This is a genomic window from Vibrio sp. 10N.261.55.C5 (genome assembly GCF_041470505.1).
Lineage (GTDB): Bacteria > Pseudomonadota > Gammaproteobacteria > Enterobacterales > Vibrionaceae > Vibrio > Vibrio crassostreae_C.
Genome location: NZ_JBFRMS010000011.1, coordinates 143438 through 159130 on the forward strand (window position 1 = coordinate 143438; position 15693 = coordinate 159130).

Genomic DNA, 15693 nt, shown 5'->3' on the forward strand with positions numbered 1-15693 from the left:
CACCCTATTTTCTACTGTTGTAAAATTCGTTATATTGATGGTTTTTAAATTAACTGATTGTGAGTTGGATAATTTTTCACTGATTTGAAATTTGCTATGATTAGGTGTGGTCAATGAAAGTATATATACATGGTGGGTTTCATAAAACGGGATCAACATTTATACAAAACTCATTAAGAAGTCAAAAAAATAAAAAAGAAATTTTTATAGATATCGAATCTATTAGCGAGGTTTGTTTTTCTGATTCATATTTTAATAAATTGTTGTTACGTATCGAAAAGGCTAAATCACAAGGTTTTTCAAAGTATATTATCAGCAACGAAAGAATCTTTGGAACTTACCTTAATGGTTATGACGATATCGAGTCAAGAAGTAAAAAATTTAGTGAGTGCTTGTTGGAAATAATACCTACGAGTGATATTAACTTACTGTTATTTGTTAGAAGGCAAGATGAATTTATAGAATCTTCATATATTCAAGAGGTCCATCAAGGTTCTCGTATAGTGTTCGATGAGTACTATGAGGCACGGAAAAAACTTTTTGATTGGGGAGAGGTTATATTAAGAATTGATCCTAAATTGAAAGAAAATATTTTTGTTATTGATTATACAGAAGAAAAATATTGTAAAAATGATATTATTGATGATGTTTCTGCATTTTTTGACTGCAGTGTTTATCTTGAAAAACAAGAATTCAATAATGTATCGTACGGACAGTTAGCTTTTGATATAGCATTTCAGTTAATTGACCAAGTCGATAATCGCTGGTTGAGAAGTGTCCTTCAAGCTAACTTAAATAAAAACGTCACGGATAAGATATCCCTACTTTCTGAGGCACATCTTGCTGAGTTAAAGGTGATTTATAAGGAATCAAATCTTGCTCTAGCGTCTAAGTATGAATTTACCGACTCTTTCTTAAATATTCCATCGACCTCTGAAAATAAAGAACATTATAGTAAAAAAGATGTGGCAAAACTGGCTAGCACGTTAGTATTTAAGATTGAACAGCAACAAAAAACGATTGTTAACAAAAACAGAGAGCTGGAAAGAATTAATTGTAAAATCGAAGCTTTAAAAAAAGAAAATTTAGTTATTGGTAAAAATATAGCAGTTTTAAAGAAGTACTCCTTGATTTACAGAATTGCTAGCAAACTAAAGAAATTAATAAAATGAATCATATATATATATCGACGATAGGTCATCTCTCGCACGCCAAAGCCATGATTCTATCAAATGACGAGTCTTTAAGTGAATATAAAATATTTGTAATGTTAGGTAATAATCTAGAATATTTTGATACGATTCGCCTTTCGGCCGCTCGGCTAGGTTTTAACCATTGCGAAAATATACCGATATCAAAACACAATAGAAAAAATAGAAAATCAAATTTGGATTTAATCTCGAGTACGATGCCAGCTTCTTCTACTTCTAAGGTTTGTGTTTGTGCATATGTTGGTATTTTTGAAGAGATAATTTCTTTGGCGCACAGTAAAAGAATAGTTACGTGCCTATTTGAAGAGGGAATAGGGAGTTATATTCTAAGTGAAAGTCATGTCTACAAACCATTCAAAGCAATGTTATTATACATTTTTAAATGTTTCCAACTCGTAGCTATTTTCCCATTGTATTGGATGTATCATAGTATAAAACTCGCATTTAAAATGTTACGTAGGCTGAAGCGAGACTTTCGTATGAACATGAATTATTTACCATTGGAGTTAAAAGAAGGCCTTTTATCTGCGGCTAATTTTAAAAAATATAAGCGAGTAATGGTAGTTGATGAACTTTATAGCTCTTTTCCCGATTTGATGTTGAAAAATTTTTCTGCTGAAAAGGTAAAGAAAGTAGATATTAAACTTGCTTTTAAACCATCGATTCTAGAAGTAGAATTGCTAAAAGATAGTAATTATAATGATTTATGTAGTGAAAGTGTAATCTATGTTAGTCAAGGAATTACTGGTGCGAGTTTATTTTCCGAAGCTGATTTCTTAAATAAACTTTCTGCTATTGAAAAGGGGCCACTTTATGTTCGACTACACCCTAAAACGACAGAAGTGAGAGCTGAGGAGCTTGGTGAGCTAATTAATAGTGATGTTATTTTACTTGATAGTAAAATAAAAATACCTTTAGAAACGATTATTATGATTTACACGCCTAGGAAATTGATAAGTCAGTTTAGCTCTACTTTGTTTTATTGTAAGCAAATTTCAAAAAATATCGAAGTCGAGTTAACAGATAGTCTTTGTATTTCAGAAGGGGGATTGCTTGGTCTTTATACTTATACAAATAAAGAATTATTAGCTAGCTTGCTTAAAAAAAGTGAGCGTGACTGTGGGTAGAATATTCTCAATAAATAAATTGTTAACTAAAGTACTCTTAAGTTACTTCGATATAATAAAACTTGCTATATTTGCTAGAGGAAAATTGGGAATACCAATACTTAAGTGGTCGAGCTATAGCGTTATTGTTCGTATTTTCAATACAGTAACAATGTTTTTGCCATTGAAGTTACTGTTAGTGTTATCTGGAGCTGCAAGTGTTGGTTTTTTGGATGAAATTAAAGATACTATCGGTGTTAAGTTTTATGTATTCTCTGTCGTATGTGCCTTGTTTTTTTTGTACATTTTTAATGTTTTATTCAATAGATATGTCGAAAAGGGCTTAGCTAGAGATATTTCTTCAATTCATAATTTAAAAGGTAAGTTTTTCCCATTAGGGAAGCGGGCTGGCCATAAGGCTTTAACAGTTTTTTCCGATATATCTGTTAAAGTTTTATCTGACTTTCTTTTTATTATTATATTATCACTACCTATGCTGATGATATCAATCCATTACTTCATTTTCTATTTTTCTATGTTTATGTTGTTTTTATTATTGGTGGAATACTTAGTATTTACCAACAATAGATATAACTTTTTGGATAAAATGTCGTTAACGAATGCTACGATAATTGGCTTCATATCTGTTCTTATTTATTATTTTTGCTTTATATTCATAATTGTCCTTCAAATGTCAGGGAAAGTCACTTTCTTTGAAGCTATCGTATTATTAATCTTATCGAAGGTTACGAATAGCTCTTTTAAAAGTGTGGTAGGTAAAACATATATACTAAGGAGTAAATTTGGACATATTATGAGTTGTGGTATTTCTTAATGGCCAAAAACCTATTTTTATGTAGAAGCCCGCTTCAGTTAGAGATTGTTTTGAACATAATCAAAAGAGTATCCAGCAATGATGCTATTATTTTATATGTCGATGACGAATTTAAGGAAGATAATCATAAAAATTTCTTACGTTTTTCCTCAGATGAAGTGAAGTTAATCTATTATCATAAGAGAAATAGACCTCTAGATTTGTTGTTTTTTATCCATATCTTAGATGACTACGACACTATTTATTTAGCTAGTGTTAGTAATACATATTTTCAATTTTTGATATCACATTCAAGTTATAACTCGATCGTGACATTTGATGATGGTACTGCAAGCTTAATGCATGATTCTATGATACATAATTCTAAGTGCTCATTTGCGAAAATGATGTTTAAAAAAATGTTTTTTATCCATGAGGATAACGCGAGTATTATTTCAAAGTCATCTCATCATTTTACAATATATAATTTTGGACGTTACCTTTACAAGGTGCCATATACTTACGTCGATCTTTTCGAAAAACCCACACTAACTTGTGACAAAAATAGTGATAAACCTGAGGTTTCAATTTTCCTTGGAGGATGTTATTCCGAATTAGTTGAAGCATTAGATTACGAAAGTTTTTTGATTACTTTGTCGAATTTTATTATAGATTTGAAGTCAGAAAATCAATGTGTGTACTATATTCCTCACCCAAGAGAGAAATGTGACCAGAGGATATTTTCAATTGTGAATCCCATATATCCTCAGGAACTTACAGAGTATTATTTACTTAATCTTCTCGATAGCTACTCAATAGTGAAACTATATGGTTTTGGTAGTAGCGTTCAACTTAACTTGGTTAGGAACCCTAGGGTTCAGGTTAATATATTAAAGCATACGGATATTAATAATAAGTATGATACTGAGCTGCTCTTCTCCAATTTTGAATATGAGACTATACGGATAGGTTGATTTGTTATGATCGAAAATGGGAACAAAAAAAGAAGAATTATTACATTTGGCACATTTGATGTTTTTCACATTGGTCATGTAAATATATTGGAGAGATGCGCTTCTTTAGGTGATACTTTAATTGTCGGTATTTCAAGTGACACGCTTAATTTCGAAAAAAAGGGAAGAACTCCGATTTATTGCGAATCTGATAGGCTTAAAATTGTCAATTCAGTTAAATTTGTCGACGAGGTATTTATCGAACATTCACTAGAGTTGAAGAGGGAATATATTAACTACTATAAAGCAGATATACTTGCAATGGGTGACGATTGGGAAGGTAAGTTTGACGGGTTGAATGATATTTGTGATGTTATTTATTTTCCAAGAACACCTTCGGTTTCAACAACAGAAATTATTGAAATAGCAAAGACATTTTGATGAATAAAGATAGATATAATAAAAATCGAGCTTTGAACCTTCTAAAAGGAATTATCCCTTCATTAATTGGGTTTTTTATTCCAATATATAAACGTAGAATAATATTCAACTCCGGTTTTAATTTGGAGTTTAATGATAATTCAAAGTATTTATTCTTTCATTTCTTAAAATATAATCCTGAATTTGAAATTAAGTTCGTTATAAATGATAGGATAAAACGTCATAAACTTATTAAGAGTTATGGTGAGCATTTTATTTCATCAAACTCTCTTAAGTCTATATTCTATATATTGCAATCGAAAACTTGGGTAACTTCATCTCTAGAGACCCCTATTGGGGGATTCTTTCTAGCAAAAAGGAGAAATATATTTCATCTGGGACATGGCGCTCCACTAAAAAATATAGGGTTGAGTGAAAAGTATAATAACTGGAAAAAAATCATTTACTATCACATTCTAAAAGGTAATTTTAGTTATTTCATATCGACTTCTGACGTTTTCTCTACTAACTGGTCTAAGTGCATTGACCTATCTAAAGCAAACGTCCTAGTTTCAGGGCAGGCTAGAAATGATACTACGATTAAACTCGCTGAGTCTGGTAAAAGTTTTTCGAATCATAGAAGTGTCTTGTATGCACCTACTTGGCGCCCGTTCTCAGAAACAGAGATTTTTCCTTTTGAAGATAAAGATTTGGCATTGTTAAATGAGCATTTGATAGTTTTGGGGGTGGTAATTTATGTACGCCTTCATCCTAATTTTAACTTACAGAATGATAATGGTTACAAAAATTTTAGTAACATAGAAATACTGAGTCGAAATACAGTAAATGATATAAATGAAGTTTTAGGATTATTTGACCTTGTAATTACTGATTATTCTAGTATTTACATTGATTTTCTTTTAACTAGGAAACCCGTCCTTTTTTTGCCTTATGACTATGAACAATATAAACATACTATCGGGTTCTCAATAGACTATCATGATAATACTCCTGGGCCGAAACCTCAGAATCAAGTTGAATTTATTTACGAACTGAAAATGCTAATAGAATCTAAGGAATACTATTCTGATGAACGGAATAAGGTTAATTCTAGGTTAAACTCGATTCAGAATGACCACTGTAAATCAAATGCTGATCTAATTATTTCATATCTTTAGGGTGTTCTATAATAGGACTATATCCAGTAGGCGCTTCTAATAGAATTTTTTTAATGCATTTTACATTGAAGTCATGGCAGCATAGATCTAGCTCGTTAAGGAGTACTAACATTTCTGGCCAATCAAGCTTGCTTTCTCGAGCTGTCATGATTTTTTCATGTCTTGTCCCTTCTACATTCTCCCCAATCAGCAACTCTTCGTATAGCTTTTCTCCTGGCCTTAGTCCGGTAAACCTGATTTCAATATCACCTTCTTGGGTGTTACCCTTTATATTCTCTTTCATACCCATTAGGTGGATCATTCGTTTTGCCAAGTCTAGAATTTTGACTGGCTCTCCCATGTCGAGTACAAAGACTTGGCCGTTGTTACCCATCGTCCCGGCTTGAATAACTAGTTGGGCAGCTTCTGGTATCAACATAAAATAACGAATTATATCTGGGTGAGTAACGGTTAAGGGTCCCCCTGCTTTGATTTGTTTCTTGAATAGCGGAACGACTGAGCCAGAAGAGCCTAAAACATTGCCAAATCTTACCATTGTAAAAGTTGTATTTGTATTTTTGTCTGCAAGAGCTTGAAGAACAAGCTCTGCCATTCTTTTACTCGCCCCCATTATATTTGTTGGCCTAACCGCTTTATCTGTTGAGATAAGAGTGAAATTTTCCACCTTACACTCAATTGCTGCTTTGGCACAAGCGAGCGTGCCAAATACGTTATTCCGTATACCCTCAACAATATTGTCTTCTACTAAGGGCACATGCTTATATGCTGCGGCATGGTATAAAGTTTGAACTTGATATGACGCTATCAACTTTTCAAGACGATTCTGTCTTTGAACAGAACCAAGTGCTGCAATTATACGAGTTTTACTTTTTAAGTTTTTTTTAGTAGAGAGCAGCTCTTGTTCAATCTTATACAGATTGTATTCATTGAGTTCGAACAAGACTAGTATCTTGGGTTGTTGTGCTATGATTTGGCGGCATAGCTCAGAACCAATTGAACCACCGGCACCGGTTACCATGACACTCTTGTTATGAATATTCTTTGCCAGCAGTTCACTGTCAGGTGTGATAGGCGCTCTGCCCAGTAGATCAGCTACGTCGAGATCTTTGATCTCTGTCGCAGTCGCTTTACCGGCTGCTATGTCCTCTACCGATGGGACAGACTGAATCGCAATAGGCCAATCAGATAATTTTTCTACGAGTCTTAATCGTTTACCTTTATTAATATTATTAATTGCTAGTAATAGCTTTACTGGCTGGTAAAGAGATTGAAGATGCTCAAATTCACTTGGATGATGGACTTTTAACCCAAACAAAATGTTACCTCTTTTACTTGGATCATCGTCTAGCAGAATAACAGGGTTGTATTCATCACCATGTATCAAAGCGTAAACAAGTTCCCTACCAGTAGCGCCAGCGCCGTAGATAAATACGTTTGGTTTTTTGCGCTTTATCATCTGATCGTAAACTGAGCGGATCATAATTCTTGGTCCGCCTAATGTAAGAATTGCTAGCCCTGCATAGATAAACGGAACGCTTCTCGGGATAAAAGTATGAAAAAAGAAGCCGCTAATGACTAAGGTAAGTGATGATATAAATACAGCAAGGAAGATATTTCCTACAGCAGGAAACATCATATAGCGTAAGACGGCTCTATACATGCCAAGCTTTGCAAAACTGAATATGGTTATAGAAATCGTGAGAACGAGGGTTACCCATTCATCTAAGCCTAATTCAAACGTATAGGTTCCCAGTCTTAGCGCTATAGCAAGGTAGATAGATAAAGCTATCGCGAAAATATCATACCCAACACTGATTAAGCGTTTATTTTTCCGCTTAGTGTTGAGAATAGATCGTATTGGCTTAATCATTATTGTCCCTGATGTATTTATGTTTTGTGCAATAGCTGCACAATGTTTTATTCAAGATATTTTAATATTCTTAAGTGCGGTAAGCTACCTGTAATTGATGGTTCTGCGGTACTTAGTTGTTTTGCTGTTTTCCTTGCTCGTTATTTGTTCGGTTTGAGGCTGTTTTTTATGAATATTTTAGTAACAGGTAGTAGTGGTTTTATTGGTTCTAGAGTTATGGCGTTGGCTAGAGAGCGAGGTTGGGGGTGCATTCCTGTTGTAAGAAAGCAAAGAGAGCGGTTAGCTAATAGCTTCGTTGTATCTTCTATTAACTCTTCGACCGATTGGTCCAACGCTTTTGATGGTGTTGATTGCGTTGTTCACTGTGCAGCTCGCGTACATCAAATGGATGGTAGCGTACATGGTGCTTTAGCTGCTTATCGAGAAACCAATACTCTAGGAACTCTAGCCTTAGCTAGACAAGCTGCCAATGCAGGTGTTAAGAGATTTATTTTTGTAAGCTCTATAAATGTTAATGGAGACTTTAGTGAATCAAAATGCCCTTTTGAACCTGATTTAAATTACCTTCCCAAAGCCCCTTATGCCATGAGTAAGTATGAGGTTGAATTAGGGTTGGTTGAGTTGTCAAAAGAGGTTGATTTAGAAGTGGTTATCATTCGGCCACCATTGGTTTATGGACCTGGTGTAAAAGCAAATTTCTTATCGATGATGCGTTTGATTGATAAAGGTATTCCGTTGCCCTTTGGTGCCATAAAGAACCAGAGAAGCTTGGTTTATTTGGATAATCTGTCTGATTTGATAGTGACGGTTTGTGAACATCCTTTAGCTCCGGGGCATACCTTCTTGGTTTCTGATGATCATGATGTATCGACAACTCAATTAATGCGAACTATTGCGGTATCAATGGGCAAGGCTCCGAGGCTTTTGCCTATTCCAATGTCTTGGATACAAGCTGGATCGTCTGCTTTAAAAAAGAAGCACATAGCTCAAAGAATCTGTGGCAACCTTCAGGTTGAGATAGGTTTGACGAAAGAGCTCTTGGGATGGAAACCTCCTGTAAGTTTTGAACAAGGGATCAAAAGAACAGTAGAAGCTTACTTGAAGTCGCATTGATGCGTTTCAGGTAGCTTATGGATTTCTTGTCCATAAATTCTTCAGGTATGTTTTATTGATTAGTGGTGCTTATAGCGCCCCCATGTTTTTAATCCGAATTTGATAGGACACATATTTTGATTCGTTTGTTAGATTTTGTTTTTGCTTTCTTTGGCTTGTTGTTCCTTTGGCCTGTATTTGTTGTTATTTGTCTCCTCGGCTATTTTGATACGGGTTCTCCTGTCTTTTTTCAGACCCGAGTAGGGCGCAACAAAAAACCATTTACCTTGGTCAAATTCAGAACCATGCCTGTCGAAACCAAATCTGTTGCGACCCATTTAGTTGGAGCGAGTTCAGTGACTAAGCTCGGTGGATTCCTACGTAAGACCAAGCTTGATGAACTGCCTCAGTTATACAACGTACTTAAAGGTGAAATGAGTTTAGTTGGTCCAAGGCCATGCCTGTTTAACCAGCAAGAGCTGATTGATGAGAGAGAGTCGAGAGGAGTGTTGTCGGTTAGACCGGGTGTGACGGGGTTAGCTCAAATCAATGATATCGACATGTCGACACCGGAAAAACTCGCGGAGTGGGATCAACGCATGATTCACACGTTGAATACTAAATTGTACTTCCAATACATCATTCAAACAGTCTTAGGTAAAGGCTCGGGCGACCGCGTTTAATTTTCCTCTTGTTTTCTTACCTATCTTTGACGTTTTTTAGAATCAGTTTTGTATGGTAATGAGGCTTAGGCAAGGGGCTAAACGTGTAGTGAATGTGGCTGTTCAGAGCGTAGGTTATTGAATGATAACCACCACTTTACGTAGCGAAGTCAGTGTTCGTTAGTTAATTTTAGTGTTGACGAGAGCCATGAACTGACACCTGTATTTCCCTGTTTTATGGTATCACTATACTTAAGCCTATAATGTCGCCATGATAGGCTGTTCTCTTTGGTGTTTGTATTCTCATACCTTAGTTCGTTTATTTGGAGCACTGGTTTTGCTTGATTGGTTAATGAATCCTGCTGTTCAGGTACTTGGCTTGTTCGTTGCAACAATTTGCAGCTTGATACGCTTTCAATCTCAGTCTGATAGAGTGTTTGGTGTATTGTTGTTAGTGCTTTTTACCAGCTCTCTTGTTACGACAGAGCAGGTTATCCAAAGCTTTTCAAATATGGGTTTATTAACTTTGATGCTGTTGATTATTTGCTCTGTAGCATTAGAGAAAACGAAGCTACTAAGAGTAGTTACCAACTATGTTATTGGACCTAATTATCGTCTCACCTTGCTCAGGTTATTCAGCTTAACCACTTTTTCTTCAGCGATATTGAACAATACTGCGGTCGTTTCCACTATGTTGGCACCGATCCGCAACAATCCGCACCACAAAGCCAGTAAACTACTTATCCCTCTTTCTTATGCGGCCATACTGGGTGGAACCTTAACCTTAGTTGGAACGTCCACTAACTTAATCGTCAATAGTTTGGTTATCGACTCAGGTTTGCCTAGTTTGAGGTTTTTCGACTTTACCGTTGTGGGCTTATGTTTGGTAGTGGGTTGTGGGGCGCTTTTGTTTGCATTAAGCCCATTATTGCCAGAGTACGATAAGGGCCAAGTTCAGATTCGTGACTATATTATCGATACTGAAGTCGCTTTAGATTCAGATCTAATCGGAAAGTCTGTAGAACAAAATGGTCTTCGACATTTAGAGTCCTTATTTTTGGTTGAAATATTGAGAGAGGGGCGCTTGATATCGCCTGTTACTCCTCAGGAGATTATTGCACCCAATGATCGCTTGTTGTTTAGTGGTGACGTGAAGAAGATAACGATATTAAGGGAGTTCAATGGCCTTTCTTTGTTCGCGAGTAACAGCGGCTTACCTCTTGATAACCTTTCTGAAGTGGTCATTAAACCGGAAAGTAATTTGGTTGGGAAAACACTTAAACATTCAGGCTTTCGTGCTTTGTTTGATGCTGCTGTCGTTGCGATTAAACGCGATGGGGTGGCGCTATCGGGCAAGCTCGGCGAGGTGACGCTTGAGGCCGGTGATTACTTAGTACTTGCAGTCGGAAACGATCACTACTCTAGAAATAATATCCGTAAGAATTTTTACTTATTGAGCGAAGTCGAAACGGATCTGTGCTTAGGTGGCTGGAGAGAAAAGCTGACTGTTGTTGGCTTTCTCGGTTCTATCTTATTGGCAGCGTTAGGTGTTGTGTCTCTTTTTAAAGTGATGCTGATATTATTAGGTGCACTATTGTTGTCAGGGTGTTTAACGGCTAATGAGGTTCTGCAGCGTTTGCCTAAAAATATTTGGTTGATTATATCCTCAGCCCTGCTTTTGTCTCAGGCTTTAACGAATAGTGGTGCTTTGAGTGGGTTAGAAACAATGGTTCATTCATATGACTATTTGTTTACTCCACTGACTGGCTTGATTGTTGTTTATGTATTGGCATGGATGATGACAGAGTTAGTCACTAACAATGCGGCTGCAGCTCTCGTACTTCCTATTGGAGTTGAACTGGCTTCGAGTTTATCTGCAAACCCTCAAGCGTATATACTCGCAGTAGCGTTTGGCGCCAGCGCCAGTTTTATTAGTCCGTATGGTTACCAAACTAACCTGATGGTGTTTAATGCGGGTCAGTATACACTGCAAGATTTTGTGAAAGTAGGTGTGCCGATGTGCCTGCTTTATGGCGTGATTGTGTTAACCGCAATTCCAGCCTTTATTGGATTGTAATTTAAGGACTTCTTTGAAATGAATATTTCTCCAGAGCGTATGACTCATCTAAAGCAACTAGAAGCTGAGTCTATTCATATCATGCGTGAGGTTGCCGCTGAGTTTGATAACCCGGTAATGCTATATTCTGTTGGTAAAGATTCTTCGGTGATGCTCCACCTAGCGCAAAAAGCATTTGCGCCAGCGACTCCTCCGTTCCCGTTAATGCACGTAGATACCACGTGGAAGTTTAAAGAAATGATTCAGTTTCGTGACTATATGGCCGAAAAAGTAGGTATGAAGTTGATTGTGCATCAAAACCCTGAAGGGGTTGAGATGGACATCAGCCCATTTGTCCATGGCAGTTCTGTACATACTGACATCATGAAAACCCAAGGCTTGAAGCAAGCTCTGGACAAGCATGGCTTTGATGCTGCATTTGGAGGCGCACGCCGTGATGAAGAAAAGTCTCGAGCCAAAGAGCGTGTTTATTCCTTCCGCGATGAGCATCATCGATGGGATCCAAAGAATCAACGCCCTGAGCTATGGAATGTGTATAACGGCAAGGTAAATAAAGGCGAGAGCATTCGAGTGTTCCCTTTGTCAAACTGGACTGAGCTGGATATCTGGCAATACATCTACCTAGAGAACATTGAAATTCCAGGATTATACCTAGCGGCAAAACGTCCAGTGATTAAGCGTGACGGCATGCTCATAATGAAAGACGATGAGCGTATGGAGCTCAAAGAAGGTGAGGTGATTGAAGAAAAGATGGTTCGTTTCCGTACGCTTGGCTGTTACCCGTTGACGGGTGCGGTAGAGTCTGAAGCCGCGACGTTGCCAGAAATTATCCAAGAGATGCTACTAACCACAACGTCTGAACGCCAAGGCCGTGCCATTGATCATGATTCTTCTGGCTCAATGGAGAAGAAGAAACGCGAAGGGTATTTCTAAACTGTTATGACGACTCCATACCAACATAAAAGCAATGACTCGGTGAGTGAAGATGTCGTGTGGCATAACTCAACAGTGACCCATCAAGATCGTGTGGCTCAAAAAGGGCAAAAGCCAGTCATACTTTGGTTCACCGGTTTAAGTGGTTCCGGTAAATCCACCGTTGCAAATGCCGTTGAAAGTAAACTGCTGCAAATGGGCAAGCACAGTTATCTGCTTGATGGCGATAATGTGCGTCATGGTCTTAATAGAGATTTAGGTTTTTCAGATACAGACCGCATTGAAAATATCCGCCGCATCGGTGAGGTAGCTAAGCTGTTTGTTGATGCGGGCAATATTGTGTTAACTGCGTTTATCTCGCCGTTTATTTCTGATCGCCAACAAGTGCGTGAATTGGTAACTGAAGGCGAATTTCTTGAAGTGTTTGTCGATACACCGCTAGATGTGTGTGAAGCTCGCGACCCTAAAGGGCTCTACAAGAAAGCACGCGCAGGTGAGATTAAACACTTCACAGGCATCGACTCAGAATACCAAGCACCGGTAAACCCTGAAATCCATCTGCATACGGCTGAGCTATCGATTGAAGCTTGTGCGGATTTTGTCGTGGCTGAACTTGAGAAAAAAGGTTACTTGCAGTTAGGAGAACAGTATTAATGCATTATGACGTATTTAACGGTGATGCTGATGGCATCATTGCCTTGTTGCAACTGAGATTCGCAGAGCCCAAAGAATCTATATTGGTTACCGGCGTGAAACGTGACATTCAACTGCTGAAGCAAGTGGATATTGACCAAGCAGAATCAGTGACGGCGCTGGATATCTCCATGGAGAAAAACCTACCAGAACTGGAAGTGCTTTTGCAAAACAACGTGAAAGTGTTTTATTGCGACCATCACCGTAGCGGCGATATACCACAGTCAGACAACCTAGATGCACTAATTAATTTGGATGCAGAAATGTGTACCAGTTTACTGGTTAATAATCGCCTAGGCGGACAGTTCGCTAAATGGGCCGTTGCGGCCGCGTTTGGTGACAATCTGTTTGCTTCAGCCAATAAGCTAGCACAAGAGATTAGCTTAACCGAATCAGAAATCGAGTTCTTAAAAGAGCTGGGTACATTGATTAACTACAACGGCTATGGCGCAGTGCTGAATGATTTGCACATTGCCCCGGCAGACCTGTATCAACAATTGACAGCCTACGCAGACCCGTTATCGCTACTCGATGATGAGAGCTCGCCATACCATACGCTGAAAAAAGGCTATGAGCTAGATCGTAACCAAGTGCTGAGCGTCAAATCGGTTCACTCGGACACACAATGTAAAGTGTTTGAGCTGCCGTGTGAAGCCTGGGCAAGGCGCATTAGTGGTGTGTTTGGCAACGAGCTCGCAAATCAAAGCCCTGATTTAGCGCATGCAGTATTAACGCTAAATGCAAGCGAGCAAGATTACACGGTGAGCGTGCGTGCACCATTGAACAACCGTGTGGGTGCGGATGACATCTGCTCATTGTTTCCAACTGGTGGTGGTCGTAAAGCAGCTGCAGGCATTAACGCGTTAACGCTAGATGACAAGCAGAAGTTCATCAACACGTTGTCAGCGTATTACGCTCATTAAATGAAATGTAATTGCGGAAGGTACACAGTCACTTTCTGTAATGTGGAGCAAAAGCTCCCACACTCTAGAGTGCAAAGCATTCGAGTAGACAACCCCATTATACTGGGCATTGAAGCCTGAAAAAGAAGATTAGGAGAACGATATGTCTCACAGCTCAGAACTTATCGCAACGGATATCGAAGCATATCTGAAAGTTCATGAAAACAAAGATTTATTGCGCTTTCTCACTTGCGGTAACGTTGATGATGGTAAGTCTACACTGATTGGTCGTCTGCTTTACGATTCAAAGTTGATTTACGAAGACCAAATGGCAGCGATTGAGAAAGACTCTCAGAAATTCAACACCACCGATGGCGATTTCGATTTGGCGCTTTTGGTGGATGGTCTGCAGTCAGAACGAGAGCAAGGTATTACGATTGATGTAGCATACCGTTACTTCTCAACGGATAAACGTAAGTTCATCATCGCTGATACTCCAGGGCACGAGCAGTACACACGTAACATGGTGACAGGTGCCTCTACCTGTGATTTAGCGATTGTCATGGTGGATGCTCGTTACGGCATTCAAACTCAAACTCGTCGCCATAGTTATATCTGTAGTTTGCTGGGTATTAAACACATCATTGTCGCTGTCAACAAAATGGACTTGGTGGACTATAGCCAAGAGGTGTATCAGAAGATCAAGGCTGCTTACCGTGAAATGGCGAAGAACTTCAACATCGATGATATCCGTTTTGTGCCGATTTCAGCCCTTAACGGGGACAACGTGGTGACGCCAAGTGAAGCGATGGATTGGTATCCAGGTGCAACGCTGATGAAGCTGCTTGAAACCGTCAAAATTGACCAAGATAAAGACCTTGAACACATGCGCTTTCCGGTGCAATACGTGAATCGCCCTAACCTAAACTTCCGTGGTTTCTGTGGCACGCTCGCTTCTGGCCTGGTGCAAGTGGGCGATGAAGTGACAGCACTGCCATCAGGCAAGAGCTCACGCGTAAAGTCCATTTATACCTTTGATGGTGAGCTGGATACTGCACGTCCTGGTCAAGCGATTACGTTAATTCTTGAAGATGAGATTGATGTGTCACGCGGTGATATGCTGGTGCACAACGGTCATGAGCCTAAAGTTACCAATAAGGTCAATGCTCACGTCGTATGGATGGGTGAGAACCCAATGCGAACGCATAAAGAATATATTTTTAAGTTTTCGACCAAATCTTGTGTAGGTAAAGTGACGGGCATCCCTCATAAAATTGATGTCAATACATTAGAACAGCACGCTGAAGAGAGTGAAACGTTAGACCTTAACGAGATTGCTTTGTCTGAGATTGTATTGACGGACAAGATCGCTGTTGATACATATCAAACACTGCCACAAACTGGGTCATTTATTGTGATTGACCGTCATAATAATGTAACAGTGGGGGCGGGTATGGTTGCATCTGTATCGGATGAAAAAGAAGACGGCCGTGTCTACTCTCCATCAGAAAAAGACTTGAATGCCTACGTGCGCAAGCACTTCCCTGAGTGGGGTTGTGCAGAGATATAACCTCATCAGACTGTAGTGCATACTGAATTTAATCACTACAGTCTTAGGCAAGGGCTCTGGCGACAGAGTGTAGTTAATAGTTAACAGCTAATAGTAAACAGTTGGCTGCATCTTATCTCTAGGCTCAGGTGTGTTTTACCTTACTGAGCTTGGCAGAGGTTTATCTTGTCGGCTTAACCATCGATTTGTGTGCTTACCTTACCTTACCTTAC

Annotated in this window: 14 protein-coding genes; 13 read left to right on the top strand and 1 reads right to left on the bottom strand. The window is 38.5% G+C overall.

The features are described from left to right. Window positions 1-113 precede the first annotated feature (113 nt). From AB4263_RS04255 to AB4263_RS04280, 6 genes are read left to right on the top strand one after another with little or no spacing between them, the layout of a single operon-like run. Window positions 114-1172, top strand: a complete 1059-nt coding sequence (locus tag AB4263_RS04255) for a hypothetical protein (RefSeq protein ID WP_372097616.1) — start codon at window positions 114-116, stop codon at window positions 1170-1172. Next, entirely contained in the window at window positions 1169-2338 is a 1170-nt protein-coding gene (locus AB4263_RS04260; protein ID WP_372097618.1) for a polysialyltransferase family glycosyltransferase, read from the top strand. Before AB4263_RS04255 ends, AB4263_RS04260 begins: the two co-directional genes overlap by 4 nt. Then, window positions 2331-3152 carry a hypothetical protein gene (locus tag AB4263_RS04265; protein WP_372097620.1) on the top strand — a complete coding sequence of 274 codons (822 nt, stop codon included), beginning with the start codon at window positions 2331-2333 and terminating at the stop codon, window positions 3150-3152. The genes AB4263_RS04260 and AB4263_RS04265 overlap by 8 nt, the downstream gene beginning before the upstream one ends. Beyond that, window positions 3152-4105, top strand: a complete 954-nt coding sequence (locus AB4263_RS04270) for a glycosyltransferase family 52 (RefSeq protein WP_372097622.1) — start codon at window positions 3152-3154, stop codon at window positions 4103-4105. Before AB4263_RS04265 ends, AB4263_RS04270 begins: the two co-directional genes overlap by 1 nt. A 6-nt stretch (window positions 4106-4111) precedes the next feature. Beyond that, a complete protein-coding gene (locus AB4263_RS04275) occupies window positions 4112-4525 on the top strand; it encodes an adenylyltransferase/cytidyltransferase family protein (RefSeq protein ID WP_372097624.1) in 414 nt (137 codons plus the stop codon). Beyond that, on the top strand, window positions 4525-5682 hold the full coding sequence (locus AB4263_RS04280; RefSeq protein ID WP_372097626.1) for a CDP-glycerol glycerophosphotransferase family protein: 1158 nt from the start codon (window positions 4525-4527) through the stop codon (window positions 5680-5682). The genes AB4263_RS04275 and AB4263_RS04280 overlap by 1 nt, the downstream gene beginning before the upstream one ends. On the opposite strand, the gene AB4263_RS04285 is transcribed toward AB4263_RS04280, so the two are convergent. Then, window positions 5666-7552: a polysaccharide biosynthesis protein gene (locus tag AB4263_RS04285; RefSeq protein ID WP_372097628.1), complete on the bottom strand. Its 1887-nt coding sequence runs from the start codon at window positions 7550-7552 to the stop codon at window positions 5666-5668. The genes AB4263_RS04280 and AB4263_RS04285 overlap by 17 nt on opposite strands. A gap of 168 nt (window positions 7553-7720) precedes the next feature. Between AB4263_RS04285 and AB4263_RS04290 the strand changes: the two genes are divergently transcribed. The 7 genes from AB4263_RS04290 (at window position 7721) to cysN (ending at window position 15481) form a co-directional block, all read left to right on the top strand. Then, window positions 7721-8665: a UDP-glucose 4-epimerase family protein gene (locus AB4263_RS04290; protein ID WP_372097718.1), complete on the top strand. Its 945-nt coding sequence runs from the start codon at window positions 7721-7723 to the stop codon at window positions 8663-8665. A 113-nt stretch (window positions 8666-8778) separates the two neighbouring features. Next, the gene (locus tag AB4263_RS04295) at window positions 8779-9327 is read left to right on the top strand and encodes a sugar transferase (protein ID WP_372097720.1); all 549 of its coding nucleotides are present in this window, start codon (window positions 8779-8781) and stop codon (window positions 9325-9327) included. 316 nt (window positions 9328-9643) lie between these two features. Then, window positions 9644-11383: an SLC13 family permease gene (locus tag AB4263_RS04300; RefSeq protein WP_372097630.1), complete on the top strand. Its 1740-nt coding sequence runs from the start codon at window positions 9644-9646 to the stop codon at window positions 11381-11383. Window positions 11384-11401: 18 nt separating this feature from the next. Continuing rightward, window positions 11402-12316, top strand: a complete 915-nt coding sequence (gene cysD / locus AB4263_RS04305; RefSeq protein ID WP_108117582.1) for a sulfate adenylyltransferase subunit CysD — start codon at window positions 11402-11404, stop codon at window positions 12314-12316. Window positions 12317-12322: 6 nt separating this feature from the next. Further along, window positions 12323-12970 carry an adenylyl-sulfate kinase gene (gene cysC, locus AB4263_RS04310; protein WP_372097632.1) on the top strand — a complete coding sequence of 216 codons (648 nt, stop codon included), beginning with the start codon at window positions 12323-12325 and terminating at the stop codon, window positions 12968-12970. Continuing rightward, window positions 12970-13932: a DHH family phosphoesterase gene (locus tag AB4263_RS04315; protein WP_372097634.1), complete on the top strand. Its 963-nt coding sequence runs from the start codon at window positions 12970-12972 to the stop codon at window positions 13930-13932. Before cysC ends, AB4263_RS04315 begins: the two co-directional genes overlap by 1 nt. 142 nt (window positions 13933-14074) lie before the next feature. Further along, entirely contained in the window at window positions 14075-15481 is a 1407-nt protein-coding gene (cysN, locus tag AB4263_RS04320; protein ID WP_372097636.1) for a sulfate adenylyltransferase subunit CysN, read from the top strand. The last annotated feature ends 212 nt before the right edge of the window (window positions 15482-15693 follow it).

Excerpts from the sequence above, each read along its gene's own strand:
- AB4263_RS04255 (WP_372097616.1), top strand. The coding sequence starts at position 114 with ATGAAAGTATATATACATGGTGGGTTTCATAAAACGGGATCAACATTT.
- AB4263_RS04260 (WP_372097618.1), top strand. The coding sequence starts at position 1,169 with ATGAATCATATATATATATCGACGATAGGTCATCTCTCGCACGCCAAA.
- AB4263_RS04270 (WP_372097622.1), top strand. The coding sequence starts at position 3,152 with ATGGCCAAAAACCTATTTTTATGTAGAAGCCCGCTTCAGTTAGAGATT.
- AB4263_RS04275 (WP_372097624.1), top strand. The coding sequence starts at position 4,112 with ATGATCGAAAATGGGAACAAAAAAAGAAGAATTATTACATTTGGCACA.
- AB4263_RS04280 (WP_372097626.1), top strand. The coding sequence starts at position 4,525 with ATGAATAAAGATAGATATAATAAAAATCGAGCTTTGAACCTTCTAAAA.
- AB4263_RS04285 (WP_372097628.1), bottom strand. The coding sequence starts at position 7,552 with ATGATTAAGCCAATACGATCTATTCTCAACACTAAGCGGAAAAATAAA.
- AB4263_RS04290 (WP_372097718.1), top strand. The coding sequence starts at position 7,721 with ATGAATATTTTAGTAACAGGTAGTAGTGGTTTTATTGGTTCTAGAGTT.
- cysD (WP_108117582.1), top strand. The coding sequence starts at position 11,402 with ATGAATATTTCTCCAGAGCGTATGACTCATCTAAAGCAACTAGAAGCT.
- cysC (WP_372097632.1), top strand. The coding sequence starts at position 12,323 with ATGACGACTCCATACCAACATAAAAGCAATGACTCGGTGAGTGAAGAT.
- AB4263_RS04315 (WP_372097634.1), top strand. The coding sequence starts at position 12,970 with ATGCATTATGACGTATTTAACGGTGATGCTGATGGCATCATTGCCTTG.
- cysN (WP_372097636.1), top strand. The coding sequence starts at position 14,075 with ATGTCTCACAGCTCAGAACTTATCGCAACGGATATCGAAGCATATCTG.